This is a genomic window from Lentzea waywayandensis, from assembly GCF_900115955.1.
GTDB lineage: Bacteria > Actinomycetota > Actinomycetes > Mycobacteriales > Pseudonocardiaceae > Lentzea > Lentzea waywayandensis.
Map to the genome: position 1 here is coordinate 89,542 of NZ_FOYL01000006.1, position 22,509 is coordinate 112,050.

General features: G+C 69.4%; 22 protein-coding genes and 1 pseudogene. 18 read left to right on the forward strand and 5 right to left on the reverse strand.

The window, feature by feature from the left end; genetic code table 11:
• Positions 1–255 precede the first annotated feature (255 nt).
• Positions 256–726 (reverse strand): DUF6326 family protein, encoded by a 471-nt coding sequence (locus tag BM417_RS23555; protein WP_093599246.1) that lies wholly within the window; start codon positions 724–726, stop codon positions 256–258.
• 162 nt (positions 727–888) lie between these two features.
• Between BM417_RS23555 and BM417_RS23560 the strand changes: the two genes are divergently transcribed.
• The gene (locus BM417_RS23560) at positions 889–2,028 is read left to right on the forward strand and encodes a sensor histidine kinase (protein WP_093598318.1); all 1,140 of its coding nucleotides are present in this window, start codon (positions 889–891) and stop codon (positions 2,026–2,028) included.
• Positions 2,025–2,681, forward strand: coding sequence for a response regulator (locus tag BM417_RS23565; RefSeq protein WP_093598321.1), 657 nt, complete (start codon positions 2,025–2,027; stop codon positions 2,679–2,681). The genes BM417_RS23560 and BM417_RS23565 overlap by 4 nt, the downstream gene beginning before the upstream one ends.
• A 39-nt stretch (positions 2,682–2,720) precedes the next feature.
• Here the strand turns inward: BM417_RS23565 and BM417_RS23570 are convergent.
• A pseudogene (locus BM417_RS23570) lies at positions 2,721–3,111 on the reverse strand (hypothetical protein); the annotation flags it as partial.
• A gap of 253 nt (positions 3,112–3,364) precedes the next feature.
• Between BM417_RS23570 and BM417_RS23575 the strand changes: the two are divergent.
• Together BM417_RS23575 and BM417_RS23585 are read left to right on the forward strand one after the other, a co-directional pair.
• Positions 3,365–3,709, forward strand: a complete 345-nt coding sequence (locus BM417_RS23575) for a hypothetical protein (RefSeq protein WP_093598327.1) — start codon at positions 3,365–3,367, stop codon at positions 3,707–3,709.
• 425 nt (positions 3,710–4,134) lie between these two features.
• The gene (locus BM417_RS23585) at positions 4,135–5,175 is read left to right on the forward strand and encodes a GNAT family N-acetyltransferase (protein WP_093598333.1); all 1,041 of its coding nucleotides are present in this window, start codon (positions 4,135–4,137) and stop codon (positions 5,173–5,175) included.
• Positions 5,176–5,484: 309 nt separating this feature from the next.
• On the opposite strand, the gene BM417_RS23590 is transcribed toward BM417_RS23585, so the two are convergent.
• Complete coding sequence (locus BM417_RS23590; RefSeq protein WP_030475722.1) at positions 5,485–5,688, reverse strand: cold-shock protein; 204 nt, start codon at positions 5,686–5,688, stop codon at positions 5,485–5,487.
• 357 nt (positions 5,689–6,045) lie between these two features.
• Between BM417_RS23590 and BM417_RS47895 the strand changes: the two genes are divergently transcribed.
• The 7 genes from BM417_RS47895 to BM417_RS23625 all read left to right on the forward strand — a co-directional run bounded on the left by BM417_RS47895 (position 6,046) and on the right by BM417_RS23625 (position 15,031).
• Positions 6,046–6,417 (forward strand): effector-associated constant component EACC1, encoded by a 372-nt coding sequence (locus BM417_RS47895; RefSeq protein WP_093598336.1) that lies wholly within the window; start codon positions 6,046–6,048, stop codon positions 6,415–6,417.
• A complete protein-coding gene (locus BM417_RS23600; RefSeq protein WP_093598339.1) occupies positions 6,414–10,745 on the forward strand; it encodes a caspase, EACC1-associated type in 4,332 nt (1,443 codons plus the stop codon). The genes BM417_RS47895 and BM417_RS23600 overlap by 4 nt, the downstream gene beginning before the upstream one ends.
• 186 nt (positions 10,746–10,931) lie before the next feature.
• A complete protein-coding gene (locus tag BM417_RS23605; protein ID WP_093598342.1) occupies positions 10,932–11,495 on the forward strand; it encodes a hypothetical protein in 564 nt (187 codons plus the stop codon).
• Positions 11,496–11,500: 5 nt separating this feature from the next.
• Entirely contained in the window at positions 11,501–12,595 is a 1,095-nt protein-coding gene (locus BM417_RS23610) for a sensor histidine kinase (RefSeq protein WP_093599248.1), read from the forward strand.
• A complete protein-coding gene (locus tag BM417_RS23615; protein ID WP_093598344.1) occupies positions 12,592–13,215 on the forward strand; it encodes a response regulator transcription factor in 624 nt (207 codons plus the stop codon). Before BM417_RS23610 ends, BM417_RS23615 begins: the two co-directional genes overlap by 4 nt.
• Before the next feature lie 32 nt (positions 13,216–13,247).
• Positions 13,248–13,946, forward strand: a complete 699-nt coding sequence (locus tag BM417_RS23620; protein WP_093598347.1) for an excalibur calcium-binding domain-containing protein — start codon at positions 13,248–13,250, stop codon at positions 13,944–13,946.
• Positions 13,947–14,164: 218 nt separating this feature from the next.
• Positions 14,165–15,031: a peptidase inhibitor family I36 protein gene (locus BM417_RS23625; protein ID WP_245822125.1), complete on the forward strand. Its 867-nt coding sequence runs from the start codon at positions 14,165–14,167 to the stop codon at positions 15,029–15,031.
• A gap of 53 nt (positions 15,032–15,084) precedes the next feature.
• Here the strand turns inward: BM417_RS23625 and BM417_RS23630 are convergent, their stop codons facing one another.
• Positions 15,085–16,311: a PucR family transcriptional regulator gene (locus BM417_RS23630; RefSeq protein WP_143138778.1), complete on the reverse strand. Its 1,227-nt coding sequence runs from the start codon at positions 16,309–16,311 to the stop codon at positions 15,085–15,087.
• A 247-nt stretch (positions 16,312–16,558) separates the two neighbouring features.
• Here BM417_RS23630 and BM417_RS48695 point away from each other — a divergent pair, with 247 nt between their 5' ends.
• From BM417_RS48695 to BM417_RS23665, 7 genes are all read left to right on the forward strand, one after another.
• Complete coding sequence (locus BM417_RS48695; protein WP_218164531.1) at positions 16,559–16,792, forward strand: hypothetical protein; 234 nt, start codon at positions 16,559–16,561, stop codon at positions 16,790–16,792.
• A gap of 79 nt (positions 16,793–16,871) precedes the next feature.
• Complete coding sequence (locus BM417_RS23640; RefSeq protein ID WP_093598359.1) at positions 16,872–17,522, forward strand: hypothetical protein; 651 nt, start codon at positions 16,872–16,874, stop codon at positions 17,520–17,522.
• 12 nt (positions 17,523–17,534) lie between these two features.
• Positions 17,535–18,377, forward strand: coding sequence for an NYN domain-containing protein (locus BM417_RS23645; RefSeq protein WP_093598362.1), 843 nt, complete (start codon positions 17,535–17,537; stop codon positions 18,375–18,377).
• A 70-nt stretch (positions 18,378–18,447) separates the two neighbouring features.
• Positions 18,448–19,338, forward strand: a complete 891-nt coding sequence (locus BM417_RS23650) for an ABC transporter ATP-binding protein (RefSeq protein WP_093598365.1) — start codon at positions 18,448–18,450, stop codon at positions 19,336–19,338.
• Positions 19,335–20,084, forward strand: a complete 750-nt coding sequence (locus BM417_RS23655; RefSeq protein WP_245822126.1) for an ABC transporter permease — start codon at positions 19,335–19,337, stop codon at positions 20,082–20,084. The genes BM417_RS23650 and BM417_RS23655 overlap by 4 nt, the downstream gene beginning before the upstream one ends.
• The gene (locus BM417_RS23660; RefSeq protein WP_093598368.1) at positions 20,081–21,145 is read left to right on the forward strand and encodes a sensor histidine kinase; all 1,065 of its coding nucleotides are present in this window, start codon (positions 20,081–20,083) and stop codon (positions 21,143–21,145) included. Before BM417_RS23655 ends, BM417_RS23660 begins: the two co-directional genes overlap by 4 nt.
• Positions 21,142–21,744 (forward strand): response regulator transcription factor, encoded by a 603-nt coding sequence (locus BM417_RS23665; RefSeq protein WP_093598371.1) that lies wholly within the window; start codon positions 21,142–21,144, stop codon positions 21,742–21,744. Before BM417_RS23660 ends, BM417_RS23665 begins: the two co-directional genes overlap by 4 nt.
• On the opposite strand, the gene BM417_RS23670 is transcribed toward BM417_RS23665, so the two are convergent.
• The gene (locus BM417_RS23670; RefSeq protein ID WP_093599254.1) at positions 21,741–22,379 is read right to left on the reverse strand and encodes a DNA alkylation repair protein; all 639 of its coding nucleotides are present in this window, start codon (positions 22,377–22,379) and stop codon (positions 21,741–21,743) included. The two genes, BM417_RS23665 and BM417_RS23670, sit on opposite strands and share 4 nt — an antisense overlap.
• Positions 22,380–22,509 lie beyond the last annotated feature (130 nt).

Sequence of the window (22,509 nt, forward strand, 5' to 3'; positions counted from 1 at the left end):
ATGCGGCTTCGTTTCCGTGACGTGCAGGAGTGGGTGGCATCGGGTGTGTGCGGCATTTCCTCGTTGACTCGGTCGTGGAGCTGGTGGTCGAGTCACCGGCATTGCGCGATTTCGGGTACGGCGCTGGCGATGAGCCGGGTTTTGTGGCTACACCTGCTTCCTCAACCGGAGCCTGACCCGGTTTCCCGGACACGGTTGGGGTGGTCATGACCGCGGGTGCCAGTGACGCGGACGACGACGTTGCCGCGCTTGGGTTCACGCTTGCTGTTGGGCGCGAACGGTTTCACGGTCCGGGCTAGTCGCCACGGTCGCCGACGGTGCGGTGCGGGGCCAGGTCCAGGCATACCGCACGATGAGGGCGAGAAGGATCAATTCCAGTGCGATGCCAAGGCCGTAGAAGTACAGCCAGGACTCGCCCACCACGTTGAATGCCGTGACGGGGACGTAGAGCGAGGCGACGATGAGGTTGGTGACGCGGCTCGCCTGGGCGGGCAGCGTCATCGACAGCACGATCATGAGGATCGGGATGGCCATGAGGGTCAGCGCGGTGGTCGAAAAGGTCTGGGAGAGGTCGAACTCGAAGACCTTGCCGTTGAGGATGTCTTCGATGACGCCGGGCGTGAAGAAGTTGAGAATGTCCACGTAGGCGTACAGGAACATGAAGCTCGTCCACGTTGCGGCGAGCTTGGCTCTCACTGGCAACCGCTGGTCTTCCAGTGTTCTCATCGTGGGCTCCGTTGTCGTGGTGAGGATTGGTAGGTCCACGATCACTGAGCCCGGCGGCGGGCACCTCGGCCCGGAGGTTGGGGTTCGCCTGGCCGATGGCATGGTCTCTCTCTCGTTCTTTCGGCGGGTACGCCGAGGTGTGCCGATCCTTACGCTGGAGCCGTGGTCACCGTCCGGCGCTCCGTCTGGCATGAGCCGCGGCCCGCCGGCGCCCCACCCATTGGTCGGCTCGACTGGCTGCTGGTGGGCGTGGTCGCGGCCGCCGCCTTGGTCGAGGGCATCGCTCGGCCGGGCTTGGCCTGGCAACCCCTTGTGACGGTGCTCGCCTTGGCGCTGATGCCTGCCCTGCTCTGGCGGCGGGGCCGCCCCCTGATGGCCGCCCTGGTCGGGTGGGGCGTCGCCGGGCTGCTCTCGGTCCTCCAGCTGACCGCGCACGCCGGGGACCTCGGCCTCTACTCCACTATGGCCGTCCTGATCTTGCTCTACTCCCTGGTGCGGTGGGGCTCGGGACGGGAGATGGTCTCGGGGACGGCGTTCGTGACAGTCGTCGTCGCGCTGGGGATGTACGCCTCCTCCGCGGGCTGGGCCGACGTTTTCGGCGGGAGCGTCCTCTTGCTGTTGGTCGTCGCCCTCGCGGCGGTGTTCCGCTACCGCGCGGACCTCTGGCATCGCCAACAGCGCGAGATCCGCAATCAGGAGCGGGTGGCGCTGGCGCGCGAGCTGCACGACACAGTGGCCCACCACGTCTCGGCCATCGCGGTGCAGGCGCAGGCCGGGGGTGTGGTCGCCGGCATCCAGCCTGAGAAGGCTGCCGAGTTCCTGGCCGTGATCGAGTCCGAAGCGTCGCGAACCCTGGCGGAGATGAGATCCATGGTGCGGGTGCTGCGGGAGGAGGAAGCCGTCGCCTACTCACCGCAGCTGGGTGTGGCGGACCTGCCTGCTCTGGCGCGCGCCGACGCGACGCCCGCCGTCGAGGTCTCGCTGGACGGTTCGTTGACCCGGCTGACACGACCCGTGGACGCCGCGCTGTACCGGCTCGCGCAGGAGTCGCTGACCAACGCCGTGCGGCACGCCCGGAGCGCGACCCGCGTCGGGATCGACGTACGCCGGGAGGGCGACGCCGTCAGGCTGCGTGTCAGCGACGATGGACAGACCGAGCCGGGGCCGGCCCCGGAGCTCGGGTTCGGGCTGCTGGGCATGGCCGAACGCGCCCAGCTCCTCGGCGGATCGCTCTCCGCGGGGCCGGGGCCCGAGGGTGGCTGGGTGGTCGAGGCCGTGCTGCCGGTGGCGGCGTTGGGATGAGCATCCGTGTTGTCGTAGCCGACGACCAGGACTTGGTCCGGAGCGGGCTGGTGATGATCCTCGGCGCGCAACCCGACATCGAGGTCGTGGGAGAGGCAACAGACGGGCTCGCAGCGCTCGACCTGGCGACCCGGCTGCGTCCCGATGTCCTCCTCGTCGACATCCGGATGCCCGGGCTCGACGGCGTCGAGGTGACGCGGCGCCTGGCCGGGCCGGACGTGACGGACCCGATGGCGGTCGTCGTGATCACCACCTTCGACCTCGATGAGTACGTCCTCGGCGCCCTACGCGCCGGCGCCCGTGGCTTCCTGCTCAAGGACGCCGGGCCGCAGCTCCTCGTGCAGGCGATCCACGCGGCGGCCAACGGGGACGCGCTGATCGCCCCCAACGTCACCCGCCGGCTGCTGGCGACCTTCGCCGACCAGGCGCCGGCGATACCGGTCCAGGCCATCGACCTACTCACCGAGCGAGAGGAGGAGGTGCTCGCGCTGGTGGCACGGGGCTGGACCAACGCCGAGATCGCCACCGAGCTCTTCGTCGGCCTGAGCACGGTCAAGACCCACGTCGCATCGTTGATGACCAAGCTCGGCGCCCGCAACCGCGTCGAGATCGTGATGTGGGCATACGACACCAGACGCGTGGGAGCCAAATAGTGGGTACAGATCGCAGCGTTGGCCCGTGGGTTCGGTAGCCAGCGATGAGTGCGTCCGGTCGTGGTTGTGCTCCTCCTTCCAGTCGCCGATGGTGACCTTGGCGTGGGTCAGGGACCAGAACAGGTGGATGCTGAGGCATCGTCGACCACCGACAGGATCTTGACCGGCCGACCGTCGATGGTCGGGCCGAACTGGAAGTCGATGGCCCACACCATGTTCGGCCCAGTCGCGGACGGCACTGGCGGCACTGTGGAGGACCCGACCCGCTTCACGACCACGCGGAGGACTTCCTCGCGCCACAGCCGCTGGATCTTCTTGTGGTTGACGGTCCAGCCCTCACCGCGGGCGTCGTCGGGGTCCTCGACGGTCTGGGATGCCGGTGCTGCCCGACCACCCGGCACGCGAACCGTTCGCTCACCTTCAGCGTGCGCGTTGATCGTGCTGGAGCAGAACTGGAGCAGTACCAAGAGCGCAACGCCACGGCGGCTATTTGCGTTGGAGTTGTTGGCGTTCTGGCGTTTGTGCTGGCGGAAGTCCTTTGTGGACCAAACTGGCAGGGTGGAGCGGTGTTGCTTCCGCAGTAGGACGTCAAGATCGAGGTCCTGGATGCCGGTCAGGCGAGCGGTCTCCTCGTCCTGTCGTCGTCGGACGCATCGAGGTCGATTACACCTATCATCGGCGCAATGGTGATCAAAGTACGGGGTTGGTTCACTCCACTCCGGATCGGGCTGGCCGGAACCGTGCTGGTCGCGTTGCTGCTGTTGGTGCCGATCTCGTTCCGAGCACCGGGCGATCATGAAATGACGGACTGCGGCAGCCCGCTGGCGTTCGACCCGAGGGGCTACAACCATGCGAGCGAGCGCCGCTACTGGGACGACTTCGTTCGCAACTGCATGATCGGGCGTACCACCCGTCTCGCACAGGTGCTGGGTGTCCTGGCCGTGACCAGCCTGCTCGTCACCTTCACCCTGGTAAGACCGTCCAGCCGACGGGCGACGGCCGCGGCCGACGACGCGGAACACTCCTGATGAGCTCGGCCCTTGAGCAGCCACAACAGAGTTCTCATGCTGTGTGGCGAGGTCCACTTGAATTAGAGCCCGTCTGATCGAGCGGTTTCCACTGGTCAGGCGGGTTTCTTGCTGTTCTGGGTCGATCGCTGGTGATCGTGTCGTGCTGGTACCTGGACCGGGTGATCGCCGCGCCCCTCCCTGACGGTGTGAGGGGGTAGTGGATTGGTCACGCGGCAGGCGGTCATCGCTGTTCTCATCCTTTGTGGACCGAGCTTCCGCAGGATCGCGTTGGTGCTTGGTGTCTGTCTTCACGCGGGGATCGGACTGCTGATGGCCCTGCCCACGTTCGGTGCGGTCATGATCGGTGCGCTGGTGATGGCCGCCGGTGGCGTCCGGCGTCGAGCTGATCGGGCTGTGCCGGTGGACGAAGGAGTGAGTTGAGGATGGGCGTTGTCAGCGTCAAGGCGTTCGACGTGGCTGCGGCGAGCGAGGCGGATCTGCACGGTTACTACGAAGTGTCGGTGGAGAGCCACGCGGTCGACCTGCCGAACGAACCGCGCATGTCCTTCGACGAGTTCGTGGGGAAGCTGAAGAACCCGCCTACCGGTGTGGGTGCGCTGGAACACTGGCTGGTGCGGCGCGACGGACTGGTCGTCGCCGCTGTGACCGTCGCATTCCCTGAGGAGGAGAACGCGCACATCGCGTTGACGACTGTCACCGTTCACCCGCGGTTGCGTCGACAGGGGATCGGCACGTCGGCGCTGCGAGCGCTGCTGCCCGAGCTGATGGGCCGAGGCCGGGGCGTGGTCGAGGCGTGGCAGTTGCTCAAGGGCGGAGCAGGCGAGCGCTGGGCGCTGGAGATCGGTTTTCAGCCGGCCAAGTCGATGGAGCTGCAGGCGCTGGTGTTCGCGCAGACGGACTCCGCTCGGTGGAAGGCCAAGGCGCCCGCGGGTTACCGCCTGGAGCGGTGGGTCGGTGCGGCACCGGATCACCTCGTCTCGTCCTACGCGGCCGCACACGCCGCGATGGACGACGCTCCGATCGGCGACTCCGACTTCAAGTCCGTGCAGTGGTCCGCAGCACGTGTCCGGGAGATCGAGGCCGACCTGCGCTCCCGTGAGATCGAACGGCGTGTGGTCGTGGCCGTGCACGAGCAGACCGGTGAGGTCGTCGGCCTGACCGAGATCGAGCTGTACCCCAATCGCCCGGCCGTGGCGATGCAGGGCGACACCGCGGTCGTCGCCGACCACAGGGGACACGGCATCGGCCTGTGGATCAAGGCGCACATGGTGTGCTGGTTGATCGAGGAGAGGCCTGTCCTGCAGCGCGTTCACACCGGTACTCACACCGAGAACACCCACATGTTGAAGGTCAACGAGCAACTCGGTTTCGAGACGCTGCGCTCGGTGGTGGCGGTGAATCGCCCCGCAGCGGAGTTGACCGCCTGCCTGGCGGATCGTCGCGCAACTGACTTTCGAGCATGAGATACGGGCAGCTCAGCGTCGCTGAGTAGTGGACGGATGTCGTCCAGGTAGCGCACAGCTGCACCATGATCTTGTGGGCCCGCGCTGGGGGTGCGGGCCCACCGAAGCCCGTGCAGGCCAAGTACGTGGTTCAGGGGATGGTCGTTCGAAACTGGCGCGATGATCTGGAGCCGGGGCAGCGTCATGCCCTTGGGTGTGTTCTCCGGACCGCCGGTAGCGGGTACGACAGAGCCCGGCCGGATGGATCATCCGGCCGGGCTCTGGTGTCGTCCAGGCTTGCCGCTGAGCGATCAGCAGCGGGCGAGGGGACTAGGCGGGGACGATGTTCTCCGCCTGCGGGCCCTTCTGGCCCTGCGTGATGTCGAAGGAGACCTTCTGGCCCTCCTGGAGCTCACGGAAGCCCTGAGCGGCGATGTTCGAGTAGTGGGCGAAGACGTCGGCGCCGCCACCGTCCTGCTCGATGAAGCCGAAGCCCTTTTCAGCGTTGAACCACTTGACGGTACCGGTGGCCATGGTGCACTCCAAGCATAAATGTGGCGCCCGCACTGTGCGGGGCCGAGGTAACCCGTCGTGGCCGAAGACACCAACAGCAAAACGCCCGTGACCTGCGATCACGGGCGAAACGGTACTTCGTAGCCATGACAGATGCCGTCACATTACACGGATCGGCCAGGAGGTCGACACCGCACACGCCCAAAACTCCTAGTTCTGCGCTCGGAAGAGCGGTGGCCAGGCGTATTTCCGCGCGAGTTCGTCGCATCTGCGAAGGAGGGCGGTGACGTGGCGTGGCTGCTCACCCGAACGGCGGCGTTATGCGCCGCCCTTCGCGCCCGATGAACGTACTGCGCTACTCGAACTGCGGGGGAGATCATGGTCACCATCAGCGTGGGAGCGGACGACGCGGGCGCCGAGGTGCGGTCGCTCGACCAGGAGCTCGTCGGCGTCGACGAGCTTCGCGGGGCGGTCAGGCTGGTGGTCGCGGAGCCGGGGGCCGGTGAGCTCGGGGCGATCGACTCGACGCTGGTGGTCGCGCTCGGGCAGGGCGGTGCGGTCACCGCGTTGGTGTCGGTCCTGGTCGCGTGGCTGCGGCGGCGCGTCGGCAACGTGTCGGTGAAGCTGACGAAGAAGGACGACACGGTCATCGAGGTGACCGCGGAGCACGTGCGGCGGTTGACCGGCGACCAGCTGATGGCGTTCGTGAAGGAGTTGAACGCGTCGCTGGACGAGGGCGAGGAGAAGTGAGCTCGTCGCCCGCGCTGGGTCTGCCGGGTGTGCGGGTGGTGCTGGCCGGCACCGGCACGCACGTCTCCGGCTCGCGGCTGACCGATGTGCCCGAGGTGCGGCGGTCGGCCGAGGAGCTCGAACGCGTCCTGGTGCGACGGTGCGGGCTCGACCCCGCGAACCTGCGCACGGTGCTCGACCCGGCGACGCCGCGCGAGCTCGGTGATGCGATCACCGCGGCCGCCAACGAGGCCGAGAGCGTGCTGCTCATCTACTACGTCGGCCACGGGCTGGTGGGGTCCACCGACAGTGAGCTGTATCTCGCCACCAGCGGTACCGATGATCTGGTGGAAGGCCTGGCGTACAAGGCTTTGCCGTACTCGGCGGTGCGTGAGGCGCTGCGCCGGTGCCGGGCGCGGTCGACCGTGGTCGTGCTCGACTGCTGTTTCTCCGGACGGGCGAGCGGCGCGTACGGGACCGCCGCCGCCGACGGGTTCACCGCCAGCGCTGTGCGCGGCACGCACGTGCTGGCAGCAGCGGCGCACGACGAGACTGCGCTTGTCCTGCCTGGTGAGGAGTGCACGGCGTTCACCGGCCGGTTGGTCCGGTTGCTGACCGAGGGCGAACCGACGCGCGGCCAGTGGCTGACTCTGTCCGATGTGTACGACCACCTCGACCGGGTGCTGGCCGCGGAGGGGTTGCCGAAGCCCCGTCAGCACGCGAGCGACACGTCCGGCCGCCTGGTGCTGGCACCCAACGCCGCGGTCCCGCAGGTCGAAGAGGCGCCGGTCGAGCCGCCCGCGGACGGACCGTGCCCGTACCGCGGCATGAACCAGTACGACGCGCATGACGCTCGGTTCTTCTTCGGGCGTGAGGACGCGATCGGGGAACTGCTGACACGACTGAACGAACGACGCACGGGGCCGTTCGTGGTGGTCGGTCCGTCGGGGTCGGGCAAGTCCTCCCTGCTGCGCGCGGGGTTGCTGCCCGCCATCGAGTCCGGCGCGCTGCCGGGCTGGGAGAACGCTCCCACCCGTGTCTTCACGCCGCGCGAGAAGCCGTTGGAGAACCTCCGCGCGCACCTGGCGCCGGGCGCCGTGGTCGTCGTGGACCAGTTCGAGGAGGTCTTCGCCGTCCCCGACGAGGAACGGGAGTTCGTCGAGGCACTGTGCGCGGCCCAGGACTCGCTGGTGATCATCGGCGTGCGGGCCGACTTCTACGGCCGGTGCATGGCCCACCCCGAACTGGTGCCCGCGTTGCGCGACAACACCGGGCTGGTCGTCGCGATGACCGGCGCCGAGCTGCGTGACGTGATCGAGAAGCCCGCCGAGGCCGCGGGACTCGCGCTGGAACCGGGGCTGGCCGACCTCGTGCTCCAGGACCTGCGTGCCGGGCGGACCGAGTTCGACGCCACCGGTGTGCTGCCGCTGTTGTCCTACGCGCTGCTCGCGACGTGGCAACGGCGGCGCGGCTCGACCTTGACGCTCGCCGGCTACCAGGCCGGTGGCGGCATCTGGGAGTCGGTCAGCCAGCGTGCCGAGAGGACGTACGAGGCGCTGGGACCGGACCTGCGCAAGACCGCGCGCCGCACGTTGCTGCGCATGGTCCGGATCGGTGTGGGTGCCGAGCACACCCGGCGCCGGACGCCGCTCGGGGACCTGTCCGCTGACGCCCGCGGCGTGCTCGACGTGTTCGCGCGCGACCGGTTGGTCACCGTGGACGCGGACAGCGCCACCATCACGCACGAGTCGTTGCTGCGGGCGTGGCCCCGGCTGGCCCTGTGGATCGAGCGTGACGGCGCGGATCTCGTGCTGCACCAGCAGATCGCGGACGCGGCGCACCAGTGGGCTGGCCTCGACCGAGACACCGGATCCCTCCTGCGTGGGCGCACGCTCACCGAGGCGGAACTGTGGCGCGAGCGCGGCAACGACGGCGGGCTGACCCCGTTGGAACGCGAGTTCCTCGACGGCGGCACGGCCCAGCGCCGCGCCCAGGAGGAAGAAGCGGAGCGGCAACGCGCTGCCGAACGGCGCCAGAACCGCAGACTGCGCGTGCTGACCGCCGGACTGGCCGTGCTCGTCCTGGTCGCGAGCGTGACGACCGTGTTCGCCCTGCGGCAACAACAAGCCGCCCAGGAGCAACAGCGCACCGCCAACGCCCGCCTGCTCGTGTCGCAGGCAGAGGCCGCCCGCGGCAAGGATCCCTACCTGGCGTTGCAGCTCGGCATCGCCGCGGAGAGGATCCACTCCGACTCCCAGACGCGCGCCAGCCTCGTGAGCACGCTGGCCGGCACCGCCTACCGGGGAACGCTCACCGGTGCCACCAACAACGTCGACGAGGTCACCTTCTCCGCTGACAGCAAGACGCTGGCCACCGCCAGCAGGATGCAGCGCAAGGAGGGGGAGACGAGCTACGACGACGCCGTGATCACGCTGTGGGACATGACATCGGCGCCACCACGCCGGCTGGATCGGCCACTGGTCTTCCCGAAGAACTCCTCCAGGGTCGTCGGGTTCGCACCGGTCGGCGACGTCCTGGTGGCTCCGGAAGGTGAGGACGAGGACAAGCTGTCGCTGTGGGACCTGCGGGATCCGCGTGATCCAAAACAGCGCGGGGTGATCGAGCTGCAGGAACGGCAGGACGCGCAGGCTCTGGCATTCGCGCCCGATGGCCGCACGCTGGTCGTGGCGACGAGGCAGTCGGTCGCGTTCTGGGACATCTCCGATCCGTCCGCACCGAGATCGCTCGCCACGTTCGCCGCCGAGAACATGGATTCGGTCGCCTACTCGCAGGACGGCAGGCTGGCCGCCGCGGGCAGCGACGAGGGCGTGGTCCTGTGGGACGTCTCCGATCCGGCCAGACCGAGTCAGCTCGGCCAGCCGATCGCGGGCCGCGCACCGGTGGCGTTCGGCGAGGGAGGCAAGCTGCTCGCCACGCACCTGAAGGACGCGAACTCCAAGAACCAGAACGCTTTCGTGCTCTGGGACGTCACGGCGGGCGAGCCGAGGCGCGTGGGCACGCCGTTGAGCGGCAACAACAGTGCGATGACGTTCGTGCCCAACGCCCATCTCGCAGCTGTCGCCGGATACGACGGCACGGTGACGTTGTGGGACATCGCGGATCCGGCGCAGCCGACGAAGAAGGGCAGTCCGTTCAGCGGGCACACCGACTACGCGCTGTCGATCGCCGTCGCTCCCGACGGGCGCCGGCTCGTGACCGGCAGCGCCGACAAGACCGCGATCGTCTGGGACCTCACGAACCTCGGCCAGCCCGTTCGCCGCGACACCGTCGTGCCGGCGGCCGACTCGTTGGAGTACCGCGCGGACGGGCACGCCCTGGCGAGCAGCAGCGAGCAGGGAGGTGTGCGCCTGTGGGACCTCGCCGACCCCGGCAGACCGGTCCGGCAGGACGAGCTCGCCAAGGGCAGCGCCACGACGTTGTCTCCCGATGGAAAGCTCCTCGCGATGCGCGATGGCGACGAGGTCCTGCTGTGGGACGTCTCGGACATCGCGCATCCGAAGCGTCGCGGTGTGCCGTTGACCGGTGCCGGCAGACCGGGGCGGTTCTCCCCGGACGGCCGGATGCTCATCACCGGCGACAAGGACAAGTCCGTGCTGTGGGACCTGTCGGATCCCGAGCACCCCGTGCAGCGCGTCTACGGCAAGGACATGCCCGCGATCATTGTGCTCATCAGTGCGTTCACCGCCGACAGCAAGCTGTTCGCGGTCGGCAACATCTACGACTTTGAAGGCAAGGTCACGTTGTGGGACATCAGCGATCCCACACGACCGGTCAAACAGGAAGCCCCCGTGCTGGCGGGCGACGCCGTCGACGTGACGGCGCTGGCGTTCACCCCGGACGGCAGGCATCTCGCGACCGGCCGGTCGGACGGCACGATCGTGCTCTGGAACGTCACCGACCGGGCGAAGCCGACCCGTGTCGGCCAGCCGCTGGCAGGCCCGGGCGATCCGACCGGCAACACCTCCTCGATCGCGCTGAGCACCGCACTGGTGCTCGGGATGGAGTTCTCCGGCAACGGCCGGATCCTGGCGTCCACGAACAGGAGCCGGGCATTGATCCTGTGGGACACCACCGACCTCGCCACCACGCACGACCTGGGGCCACCCGTTACGACGAGCGACACGGTGATGGACATGAGGTTCGCGCCCGACGGCCGCACGTTGACCACTCTCGACCTCAAGGGTGCCGTCACGCCGTGGGACCTGGCCGGCGTCGCCGACCTCCAGGACAACGCGGTGCGGCAGGCGTGCGGGATCACCGGGACCGGGCTGGACGAGGAAGCCTGGGCGAGGGTGGTGTCAGGCCTGCCCTACCAGGCCACGTGTTAGCGCTCGGTTCTGGACGATCCGTCCACCTGGTGGGTCGCGCCGGAGCACCTGACCGAAGGCCTGCACCGCGTCGCGGCGTTCCTGCAGGCACGTGCCGATCGGCACCCCTCCGGGCATGACCTCTGACGTCCGAAGTGGCCAGTCGGGACTTCGGGGCACGGCGGTGGCGTCCCTAGCGTCGGTGGCGTGACGGACAACAAGATCTTCTTGCCGAGGTTCGGTGCCGCCTGCGGGGTCGTCCTCGCCCTGTCGATCGGGCTGCCGGGAGCCGTCGAGGCCTTCACCGGGGAGACGGCGTTCACCAGTGCGGTGATCGGGCTGGGGACGGCCTTCGGGGCGCCCGCGGTGCTGGCGTTGCACGGGCATCAGGCGCACGCGTCGGGCAGGTTCGGGGCGTTCGCGTTCGCCGCGAACATGCTCGGGCTGGGGCTGTTCACCGGGGTGGCCTTCGCGCTGAACCTGGTGATCTTCTTCCTGGAACCGGGACAGCTCGCGCCGCTGACCCAGGTGGTGCTGAAGGTGTGCTCGCTGGTGTTCGTGGCCGGTACCGTGCTGTTCGGGGTGTCGATGGTGCGGGCGAAGGTGTTCCCCGCGGTGCCGGCCTGGGGGTACGGGATCACCTTCGTGCTGCTGGCCGTGTTCGCGGCGCTGCCGGACACGCCGTTGACCGCGCTGGTGCACGTCGCGTGCGCGGCGGTGCTGGTGTGGCTGTCTTGGTCGGTCTGGTCGGCGCGTTCGGCACTAGCCTGACCGGCATGTACACCTCGCGACCGGCGTTCTGGGTCTCGCCAGTGATGTGTGCCGCGGTGCTGGTCGCGGGGGTGTACGCGGCGGTGTCCGGGCTCGGTGACACGCGGCTGCCGTTGCTGGTCGGCGGGCTGGCGGTGCTGGTGGCCGTGGACCTGCTGGAGTTCCGGCGTTATCCGGTGCGCACGCCCGGGCCGGTGGCGGCGGGGTTGTTGGTGCTGCGAGCGGCTCTGTACGTGGGACTGGCCTATGTGGACGGTTCCGGGCTGGCGCGGGTGATGTTGTTGCTGGTGCCGTTCACGGCCTACTTCGCGTTCGGGCAGGGCGTCGCGATCGTGCTGGCGGTGGTCGTGCTGGTGGTGGCGGTGGTGAGCACCCCGGACTGGTACGCCGACCTCGAACAGGCGTCGGACCTCGTGATGTTCGCCGTGGGGCTGGTGCTCACCATCACGATGGCCGCGGTGGCGGTGCGCGAGCGCGACGGGCGGATCCGGTTGCAGGAGTCGCATCGGACGGTCGCGGAGCTGTCGGCCGCGGCGGAACGGGCACGGGTGGCCCGGGACCTGCACGACGACCTCGGCCATCATCTGACGGCGATCGTGGTGTTGCTGGAGAAGGCTTCCGCGTTCCACGACCTCGAACCGGGCACGGCGAAGGCCGCGGTGCTCGACGCCGAACGGTCGGCGCGGCGGGCGCTGGGCGACGTGCGGGAGTCGGTCCGGTCGCTGCGGTCGTTCCACCTGCCCGCAGCCCTGGACGAACTCGTTGCGGGGCAAGGGGATGTGACGCTGACGGTGAGCGGCTCGCCCGAAGCCCACGGCACGGGAGCGTTGCACGCGCTGTACCGGGCGGCACAGGAGGGCATCACCAACGCCCGCAGGCACGCGACCGCCACGCGCATCGCCGTCGCGGTCGAGCTCGACGCCGAGCGGGCACGGCTGACCGTGGCCGATGATGGACGCGGCATGGGTGTCGCGGCGGAGGGATTCGGGTTGCTCGGGATGCGGGAACGGGTCGCGCTGGCCGGTGGACGGGTCGACCTCGCCAGCTCACCGGCCGGCACACGGCTGACGGTGACGATTCCCGTTGCGGGGACGGCGTGACGCGCGTGCTGGTCGTCGACGACCAGCGGTTGATCCGGGAGGGCATCGCGTCGCTGCTGGGGCTGCAACCCGGCATCGAGGTCGTCGGCACCGCCGCTGACGGGCACGAGGCCGTGGAGCGGGCGGTGACGCTGGCCCCGGACGTGGTGCTGATGGACGTGCGGATGCCCGGTCTCGACGGCGTGGAGGCGGTGGCGTTGCTGCGCAGACGGGCGCCCGCCTGCAAGGTCGTCATGCTGACCACGTTCGACGACGAGGACTACGTGGTGCGTTCGCTGCGTGCGGGTGCCACCGGCTACCTGCTCAAGGACCTGCCGTCCCAGGAGCTCGCGGCCGCGGTCAAGCTCGCCGCGGCGGGCGTGGCCCAGTTCGACCCGGCCGCGGCGGCCCGGCTCGCGGCGGTGCTCGGCCGGTCCGACGGCCCTCGCGAACCGCTCACCGTGCGCGAGGCCGAGGTGTTGCGGCTGGTCGCGGGCGGGGCCACGAACAAGGAGATCGCCGAGCGCCTCCACCTGTCCGAGGGCACGGTCAAGAACCACATCTCGCGCATCCTCGGCAGGCTCGGGCTGCGTGACCGCACCCAGGCCGCGCTTTATGCCCAGTCGCACGGACTTGTGTAACGACGCGTGGCGAAGGCCGCGATGTGGCGGCCATGACCGTTTCCCAGCAGCTGCCGAGGACAGCCGCGATCGCTGCCGGTTTCCTGCTCGTGGTGTCCGCGTGCGGCACGCAGGAGCCCACCCGCCTCGCGGCTGATCTCACCACCACGACCACGACGACCGCCAGTTCGGCCGCCACGACGACCACGCCTCCGCCGGTGACGGTGGCGTCCATCGTGGACGGTCGTACGGCGATGTTGTCCAACGGCACCAAGGTTGTGCTGTCCGGACTCGCGCAGCCCGGCGAGTGCTGGGCCGCGGCGGCCGTCGAGTTCGCGACGAAGACCCTGGTGGGCAAGACCGTCCAGGCCGAGGCGTCGCGACTGCTGCTGGCCGACGGCACGGACTTCGCGGTCCTCGCCGTGGGGCAGGGAGTTGGTCGCGCGATCCCCGGTGCGGACACGGCGATCCAGGTCGCGGAGACGGCAGCCAAGCGGGCGACCATGGGGTTCTGGGGTCCGTCGTGCGGCGGGCTCGACGTGAAACCCGCGCCCGTCGTGGCACCGCCCGTCGCGCCGCAGCCCGTGGCGCCGAAGCCGCAGCCAGCCCCGGCACCCCCGCCGCCGGCAGCCGCGTACTACGCGAACTGCGCCGCCGCGAAGGCCGCCGGTGCGGCACCGCTCTACCGGGGACAGCCCGGCTACCGTGCCGGCCTCGATGGTGACGGCGACGGCAAGGCGTGTGAGAAGTAGTCAGAAGCCACCGCGCTCCAGCACGGTGCGCGCCTCCCGCAGCTCACCGGGCAGCGCGTTCCACTTATCGCTCATGAATCCAGTGTGCCCCTGACAAATCGGTGGCCGCGGGTGTCAGCGGAATGTCAGCGGCCCTCGCAATCCTTCAGTCGAAATGAAGCTTCCCCCTCACAGCTGGGGTGTGCGGGGGCCGGTGAAACGGAACAAAGGGTTCAATCGTGCTGAAGAAATTCACTTTTGTGGCATTGATGGGTGCGCTGGTCAGCGCGTCCTTCGGGGCGGGTGTCGCGAACGCTGCGACGGACCGCAACGGTTCCTGTGAGACGGGCGAGTTCTGCCTGTACTACAACAGCGACAACGCGGGCTCGGTGTCGGACTTCGCCGCCTCGATCGCCGACTACGGCGACTCGCAGCCGAGCTGCTACGAGTTCAAGGGTGCGGGCAACGGCCAGGGCGTGTGCGTCAAGAACAACGCCGCGTCGGTCTGGAACAAGACCAACAAGGCCGTCACCGTCTTCTACAACAGCAACTACGGTGGCGCGAAGCAGACGTTCGCGGCCGGCGCCAAGGGCAATCTCAAGGCCGAGCTCAAGAACGAGAACGCCTCGCACCGCATCGGTGACGCCGGTGGCGACCCGGATCCGGCTCCGGGCACCTACCCGACCCCGCCGACCAACAACCAGCCGTCCGAGGCCGTCCGCGCGCCTCAGGCCAGCAAGCGCACCGCGTTCGTGCGGACGCAGATCTCCACGCTGACCAACGAGAAGCAGTGCTACGTGGGTGACTACCGTCCGGGCGAGCCCTCGACGAGCAACCACAACACCGGCAACGCGCTCGACTGCACCATCTCGAACGCGATCGGCCAGTACCCGAACGCCACGCAGAAGGCCCAGGGCTGGAAGCTGGCCTACTGGCTGCAGAAGCACGCCGTGAAGCTCGACGTCCGGTACGTGATCTGGCAGGGCAAGATCTGGAGTGTCGCCCGCGCGTCCGAGGGCTGGCGCAACTACACCGCCGGCGGCGGTGTGACCGGTGGCCACTACGACCACGTCCACGTCTCGATCCAGAACCCGTACGGCGACTGATCCGAGTGGTTTCCGACAAGGCGAGCGCACTGTGCGCTCGCCTTGTCGGCGTTTCAGGACCTCAGGTCGTGGACGATCAGCGACGCCGAGAGCAGCCGGATGTCCGTCGGGTCGGCAGGGTTGTAGCCGGTGAGCTCGGTGACGCGGCGCAGCCGGTAGTTGAGCGTGTTGCGGTGCAGGTGCAGCTCGTCGGCCGTGCGGTGGCGGTTGTGGTCGCTGTTGATGAACATCCGGAGCGTGTGCAGCAGGTCGGGGTGCTCGGCCAGCCGGTCCATCACGCGGGCCAAGCGCTTGCGGCCGGGGCCCGGGCGGCAGAGCTGGTACTCGAGCAGCACGTCGTCGAGGACGTACGCGCCGGGCGGGCGTCCGAGGCGCTGGGCCAGTTCGGCGATGTCGGCGGCCTGACGGGCGGCGGCGGGAACGTCCTCACGGCACTCGGCCACCGCGATTCCGCCGATCAGGACGGTGCCGGCGGCGGTGTGCAGGCTGCGGACCAGCGCGGCGGCGTCCTCCAGGTCCGACTCGACGGCCTCCTCGGTGGTGGGCAGCAGCACGGTTCCGCCGTCGTGGTCCAACGCGGAGAGGGCGTGCTTCGGTAGTTCGGCTCGCAGACGCCGCACGAGACCATGGACGGCGAGCCGCGCGTCGACGCCCTCAGCCAGTGACGGCGCCTCTACGCGCACGGCGACGACGACGTGATGGCTGGACAGTTCCAGCCCGATCCGTTCGGCGAGCGGCTCGGCCTCCCTGCCGGTCAGCAGGGCCGCGACCAGCGCACGGCCGGCCTCGCGGCGTTCGGCGTGCAGGGCCTGCTGCTCGGCGAGGTACGACCCGGCGACGGCCGGCACGGCGACGCTCAGGTACCGCAGCAGCGCCGGCACCGTCGCCAGCAGGTCAGGCACCTCGTCCGGCTCGGCGACCGCGGCCATCGCCTCCCAGCCGACGGTCGCGGCGACGTGGTAGGTGCTGAGCACGATGTCGAGCGGAACGCCCTGCTGGGCGCGGCGCACCGCCGTGGCGATCTGCATGTCCAGCTCCTCGGGCGCGGGCGGCCGCTGTTCGCGCAGGGCACGCAGGAAGACCTGGAGGTGCCGGGTCACCGCCTCGGTGATCTCGCGGTCGACCAGCTGGTGCGGCAGCTGCCGGTACGTCGCGGATCTGGCGAAGAACGCCTCCAGCACTTTCTCGGCGATGCTCGGGATCTGCGTCGCGGCACGGTCGTACAGCGGCGAGGCGGGGTCTGGTGCCTGGATGTCGACCACCGCCAGAGGCTTGCGCATCCGGTAGCCGGAGGCGATAGCCCGATCCGGTCCTTCTCGACTGGTTGTTTGCACGAAAGAGGGACACCTGCGTTGTGCACGTGCCTCAAACATTTGACCCTATCGAGTGATGAACGATGAGGACGGCTCCGTCGCGCAGCCAGAATCGGATGTTGTGAGCAGCGTCGAAGAATGCATGAAGTTGTTGCTGCGTAGCGGGTTCCGGCGGACTGTCGTGCGTGATCAATTCACGTGCGTGAACGCGGTGATGTTCAGACGGGTGTGGCGCGGCACCAATGAGACGGTGCTCGCGTTATCGGAGTCGGAGGCCCTGGCCTATCGCGTGGCCGAGGGCGACGCGGACCCCGCGGACCCGTTCGTCGTCGATCCCGATCTGACGATGTGGCAGTGCGGTGGCGAGTTCCTGGACGTCGCGGGCCAGTTGCTGGGGCTGCCCGCCGCGCCGGGGCAGTCCGCTTTCGACCGAAATTCCGGTGGGTGACGTACCGCCGTCGATGCGCTGGGATGGAGTTCGGCTGCCGCCTGTGTGAACCCTGCGAATACACACAAGGAGCAACCCGATGCGTCTCATGGCGATCGCCGGTGTCACCGTTCTGATGGTGGCCGGCGTCCAGCCCGCGGCCCAGGCCGGACCGGTGGGCAGCGGCTGGACCGAGCACAGTCCCGCGTGGAACCTGCAGATCCAGAGCAAGGGCGTGATCACGTCCTACCCGAGCAGCACCACCAGCGCGTCCGGGCCCGGCGGCTCCTACGCCCGCTCGGGCGGGGTGCAGACCTTCAAGCTGGTCAACAACGGCTCCAACCGGGTCGAGGCGCGGATCCAGGACAACTACCGGACCGGGCAGCGGCAGTTCGAGGGTGAGCTCAAGGTCACCGCGGGCACGGACGACGAGAGCGCCATGCAGATCTTCGGCAACGACGGCGACGGCGCCACCACGTTGATGATCAGGTCGTTCTCCCGTGGCGGCGGCACCCTGCGCGGGGGCGGCAAGGACCTGGTCAGCGGCATCAACGGCAAGTGGGTGCGGATCAACGTCACCCACAACGCCACCGCGGCCGGCGGCAGCTACTCGATCTACATCAACGGCAAGCAGGTGCACACGGCCAACGGCCCCAAGGGCGACCACTACTTCAAGTACGGCGTGTACGGCACGTTGAAGACGGCGAGCGCCGAGCACCAGTGGCGCAACGTGCACTTCTACCGGAAGTAGTAATCTCGTCCGGTGGGTGAGACCGACCGGATCGGAGTGTTCTACGACGGCACGTGGTTCGCCTACCTGAGCGATTTCTACGCCACCGCGCACCCCAGGGGCGCGCGCATCTCTCTCGACGGCCTGCACGACGCGTTGCGCTGGTACGTCCACACGGAGACTGGTCGTCCGCTGGACGAGTGCGTGGTCGCGGAGGCGCATTACGTTCGCGGTCGAATCGACACTCCCGCCGAATCCTTCGACCGGGCGCTGGCCGCCGCCGGCATCACGCGGCACGACCTGCCGCTGCACAACGGCAAGGAGAAGGGCGTCGACGTCCTGCTCGCGCTGGAGGCGTGGGACCGGGCGACGACGGTGCCGTTGCAGTGGGTCGTGCTGCTCACCGGCGACTCGGACTTCGCTCCGCTCGTGGAGAGGCTGACGGCGCGGGGTGTGCACGTGATCGTGCCGGTGGTGGACATCCGGACGGTGCAGGCGCCGCCCGCCTGGACTCCGCGCACCGCCGCGCCGTTGCGGGCCGCCGCGCCGTTCACACCGGGGTTCGACGCGCTGTTCGCGCCCGGTGACCAGGCCGACTACCCGCTGCGGCGCGCCTTCGTGCGGTCGTCGCAGGTGGTGGCGTCGCCGGTGGGAGCGCCGCGCGGACGTCGCAAGGGCACGGTGGCCAGCTGGAAGACCGGGCAGGCGCACGGGTTCATCACCGACACGCGCGGCGGGTCGTGGTTCGTGTCGCGCGACGAGCTGCCGTCGGGGCTGACCCTGCTGCTGGCGGGTACGACGGTGTCGTTCACCGGGTCGCCCTCGCCGTTGCCCGGCCGCAAGTACCCGAGGGCGCAGGCCGTCCGGCCGGAATGACAATTGTCATCCTGACCTCGTGACGCTGCCTCACTACTGGTGAAAGCCCGCTCCGACCAGGCTTGACGCCATGGAAACGGTGCTCGAGGTACGGGGAGCGCGGCACGACTACGGTGCCACGCGAGCGTTGGACGGTGTCGATCTCGACGTCGGCGCGGGGGAGTGCGTGGCGTTGCTCGGGCCGAACGGCGCGGGCAAGACGACGCTGGTCAACCAGGTGATCGGACTGCTGCCCGCCAAGGCCGGCTCGGTGCGCGTGCGCGGTGGTGATCCGCGGGTCGCGGCGACTCGGCGGCATCTCGGGGTGGTGCAGCAGTCGCTCGGGTTCCCGACCACGCTGAAGGTGTCCGAGCTGGTCACGGGGGCCGCGGTGCGGGCGGGCAGGCCTCGCGCGGCCGCCGGCCCGGTGATGGCCGAGCTCGACCTGACCGACCTGGCCGGGCGGCGGGCGGCCAAGCTGTCGGGCGGTCAGAAGCAACGGCTCCAGCTGGCCATGGCGCTGGTCGGTGACCCGTTGCTGCTGGTGCTGGACGAACCGACGGCAGGCCTGGACGTGCCCGCCCGCAAGCGGTTCTGGCAGATCCTGGCCGAACGGCGTGAGCGCGGGACCGGCGTGCTGCTCACCACGCACATCATCGAGGAGTCCTCGGCCGTCGCCGACCGCGTCGTCGTGCTCGACCGCGGCCGCGTGCTCGCCGAGGGCACGCCGGACGAACTGGTCGCGCGGCTGCCCGACCGCACGGTCATCGCCCGAACGGCGCTCGGCTTGGAGCGCCTCCAAGCGCTGCCCGGTGTCGTGTCGCTGCGCAACGACGGCGAGCACGTCCGCCTCGGCACGCGCTCGCCGGAAGCGTTGCTGCGGGTGCTGCTCGCGGAGGACCCCGGCCTGACCGGCCTGCGGGTCGAGGGTGCCGGGCTGGAAGAGGCAGTGGCCGGTCTGATCGAAAGGGGTGCGGCGTGACCGTGCACATTTCTGGGAAGGTTTTCGGTGTCGAGCTCGCGGACGAGCTGAGGGGTATCGTCCGCGAACCCACCGCGCTGTTCTTCTCCATCGTCATGCCGGTGGCGTTCTTCGCGCTCTTCGTGTCCCTGTTCGGGAAGTTCAGCGACGGCGGGCTGTCCTCGGGCACCACGATGATCGCCACGTTCGGCGCGTTCGGCGTGATCTCGGTCGTGCTGATGAACCCCGGCATCGGCGTCGCGGCCGACCGGGAACGCGGCTGGCTGCGGGCGAAGCAGGTGTCCGCGGTGCCGATCGGCGTGACGCTGGCGGCGAAGGTGGTGGCAGCACTGCCTTACGCGGCAGGGGTGCTGATCGCGATGACGGCGACGGCGGCCGTGACGGGTGCGTTGAACGCGCCTTTGCCCGCGCTGCTGCGGGTTCTGGGTGTGCTGGTGGTCGGCGCGCTGCCGTTCGCGTTGCTGAGTCTCGCGGTCGGGTTCCAGGTCGGCGCGGGTGCCGCGGCCGCCGTGCTCAACGCGATCCTCATCCCGTCCGCCGTCGTGTCCGGACAGTGGATGCCGCTCGACATGATGCCCGCGTTCTTCCGTGACGTGGCACAGTTCCTGCCGACCTACCACCTGTCGGAGCTCGCTCGCGCGCAGCTCACCGGCGGGCCCGTGCTGACGCATGTGCTGGTGTTGCTGGGCACGGCGATCGTGGCTGCGGCGCTCGCGGCCGTGTCGTATCGTCATGCGCGGTCATGAGAAAAGTCGCTGGGATCTCCCGCTGGTTGCACCTGATCTACCTGGGGAACCTGCTGTGGGCACCGATCTTCGACCCGGCCACGGACTGGGTGGACTGGGCGCTCGTCGCCGTCGTCGCCGTGGCCTTCGTCCCGATGTACGTGCTGGCGTGGCTGCGGCCGGACCGCGTCCGCTGGTGGTGCCTCGTGCCGACGGTCGTGCTCGGAGCCCTGGCCACGCCGTTCAACGCCGGTGCCGCCGTGCTCTTCGTCTACGCGGGGGCGTTCGCGGGCCTCGCGGAGTCACGGCGGGTGGCGATGCGGTGGTTCGTCGGCCTGACCGCGTTGATCTGCGTGTTCGGCGTGGTGTCGGTCGTCGAGATGCCGTACCGGTTGTGGGCGCTGCTGCCGTCGCTGATCTTCCTGTGGGTGATCGGCATCGTGCAGGTCGAGTGGTCCGAACGGGACCGCGAAGGATCCGACCTGCGCATCCGCACCGCGCGGATCGAGCACCTCGCCACCCTCGCCGAACGCGAGCGCATCGCCCGCGACCTGCACGACCTGCTCGGCCACACGCTGACCGCGATCATCCTGCGCGCCCAGCTCGTCGCCGCGGATCCCGTGCGGGCACAGGAAGAAGCGGCGGAGATCGAACGCACGGCCCGCGCGGCGCTGGGTGAGATCCGCGACGCCGTCACCGGCTGGCGCAGCGCGTCGCTCGACAGCGAGCTGGAGGCGGCGCGCACCGCGTTGGCGAGCCTCGGCGTCGAGGTCGTCGTGCGCAGGGATCCCGGACTGGTGATCGTCGGCTCGACCGAGCACGAACTGGCCCTCGCGTTGCGGGAGGCCGTGACCAACGTGGCCCGGCACGCGCGGGCGAAGACGTGCCACATCGGGGTCGAGGCCCGCGACGGTGAACTGCGGCTGGTGATCGCCGACGACGGCGTCGGCGGCCACGCGCCGGAGGGCAACGGGCTGACGGGCATGCGCGAACGGATCGCCGCGCTCGGCGGCCTGGTCGCGCGCACCGCCACGGCCGGCACCACCGTCACCATCGCCGTCCCGCTGAAGGTGGCCACGTGATCAGGGTCGTGCTGGCGGAGGACCAGGCGATGGTGCGCGGCGCGTTCGCGCAGCTGCTCGACCTCCAGCCCGACGTCACCGTCGTCGCGACCGCGGGGGACGGCGACGAAGCCCTTGCGGCCGTGGCGGAACACCGGCCGGACGTGCTGCTGACCGACATCGAGATGCCGGGCCGCACGGGGCTGGACGTCGCACGCGAACTGAACGAGCGCGGCGATCCGACGCGCGTCCTGCTCATCACGACGTTCGCCCGCAGCGGGTACCTGAGGCGCGCGATGGACGCCGGCGTCGCGGGGTACGTGCTGAAGGACGCGCCGATCGCCGATCTGGTCTCGGCGCTGCGTCGCGTCCACGCCGGCGAACGCGTCGTCGCCGCCGAACTCGCAATGGCCGCGTGGGACAGCGCCGATCCGTTGACACCGCGCGAACGCGAGCTGCTGCAGGAGGTCACGACCGGCGCGAGCAACGCCGACATCGCGGCCAGGCTCAACCTCGCCGAGGGCACGGTCCGCAACTACCTGTCGACCGCGATGGCGAAACTGGGCGCGCGCAACCGTTCCGAGGCGGCGAACACCGCCCGCGAACGCGGCTGGCTCTAGTTCTTGCGCTTGACCATCTCGTTGATCCAGATCGGGGCGAACGGTGACGTGCAGCCCGGCGGCGTCGGGTAGTCCTTGAGGACCTCCAGGCGTTCGCCGATCTCGATCGCACGGGCGCGCAGCGCCGGGTGCTCGATGCCGATCTGCGCCAGGCAGTGGTTCATCGCCCACTGCAACCGTTCCGGGGCGTCCTTCATGTCCTTCTCGACGACGTCGAGCAGACCGTCGAGGTCCAGGCCCTCCGGCTGCTTCGCCACGCGGTCGACGGTCAGCGCCCAGCCCGCGCTCGCGACCACCGGGTCCGGGTCGTCGAACCACAGCACGCGCAGTTCTTCGGTGTGCGGGCCCTTCTTCACGACGTAGTTCACGAGCCAGTCGTGCACCTTGGGGCGCTTGGCCTCGCGCAGCATGGTGTCGAGCTGGTCGCGGGAGAACGCCTTGGGGCGGCAGATCAGCAGTGCCAGCAGCCGGGCCGCGGTGTCGCCCGTCGCCCACAGTTCGAGCGAGAGGTCCTGCTGGGTCTTGAGGCGCTTCGCGATCGCACGGAGCTTGCCGAGGTTCACGCCGTGGTCGTCGCCGTGCTTCTCGTTGACCGCACGTGCTTTCGGGTCGTCGAGCGCGGCCAGTTCGGCCATCAGTTCCGCCACCGTGTCGTTTGCCACCGCTTGACCTCCCGCTCGCCACCGACGCCCGACAGCCTACGAGCCGGAACGCCGGAAGGCGGGTTGTGCCTCCGGCAAGAGGCACAACCCACGTGAGGGGGCG

Bases quoted from the DNA above. Each gene is read 5' to 3' on its own strand.
- BM417_RS23555 (WP_093599246.1), bottom strand. From the start codon at position 726: ATGAGAACACTGGAAGACCAGCGGTTGCCAGTGAGAGCCAAGCTCGCC.
- BM417_RS23565 (WP_093598321.1), top strand. From the start codon at position 2,025: ATGAGCATCCGTGTTGTCGTAGCCGACGACCAGGACTTGGTCCGGAGC.
- BM417_RS23610 (WP_093599248.1), top strand. From the start codon at position 11,501: ATGTACACCTCGCGACCGGCGTTCTGGGTCTCGCCAGTGATGTGTGCC.
- BM417_RS23650 (WP_093598365.1), top strand. From the start codon at position 18,448: ATGGAAACGGTGCTCGAGGTACGGGGAGCGCGGCACGACTACGGTGCC.
- BM417_RS23590 (WP_030475722.1), bottom strand. From the start codon at position 5,688: ATGGCCACCGGTACCGTCAAGTGGTTCAACGCTGAAAAGGGCTTCGGC.
- BM417_RS23670 (WP_093599254.1), bottom strand. From the start codon at position 22,379: ATGGCCGAACTGGCCGCGCTCGACGACCCGAAAGCACGTGCGGTCAAC.
- BM417_RS23660 (WP_093598368.1), top strand. From the start codon at position 20,081: ATGAGAAAAGTCGCTGGGATCTCCCGCTGGTTGCACCTGATCTACCTG.
- BM417_RS23620 (WP_093598347.1), top strand. From the start codon at position 13,248: ATGACCGTTTCCCAGCAGCTGCCGAGGACAGCCGCGATCGCTGCCGGT.
- BM417_RS47895 (WP_093598336.1), top strand. From the start codon at position 6,046: ATGGTCACCATCAGCGTGGGAGCGGACGACGCGGGCGCCGAGGTGCGG.
- BM417_RS23640 (WP_093598359.1), top strand. From the start codon at position 16,872: ATGCGTCTCATGGCGATCGCCGGTGTCACCGTTCTGATGGTGGCCGGC.
- BM417_RS23575 (WP_093598327.1), top strand. From the start codon at position 3,365: ATGGTGATCAAAGTACGGGGTTGGTTCACTCCACTCCGGATCGGGCTG.
- BM417_RS23630 (WP_143138778.1), bottom strand. From the start codon at position 16,311: ATGCGCAAGCCTCTGGCGGTGGTCGACATCCAGGCACCAGACCCCGCC.
- BM417_RS48695 (WP_218164531.1), top strand. From the start codon at position 16,559: ATGTTCAGACGGGTGTGGCGCGGCACCAATGAGACGGTGCTCGCGTTA.
- BM417_RS23585 (WP_093598333.1), top strand. From the start codon at position 4,135: ATGGGCGTTGTCAGCGTCAAGGCGTTCGACGTGGCTGCGGCGAGCGAG.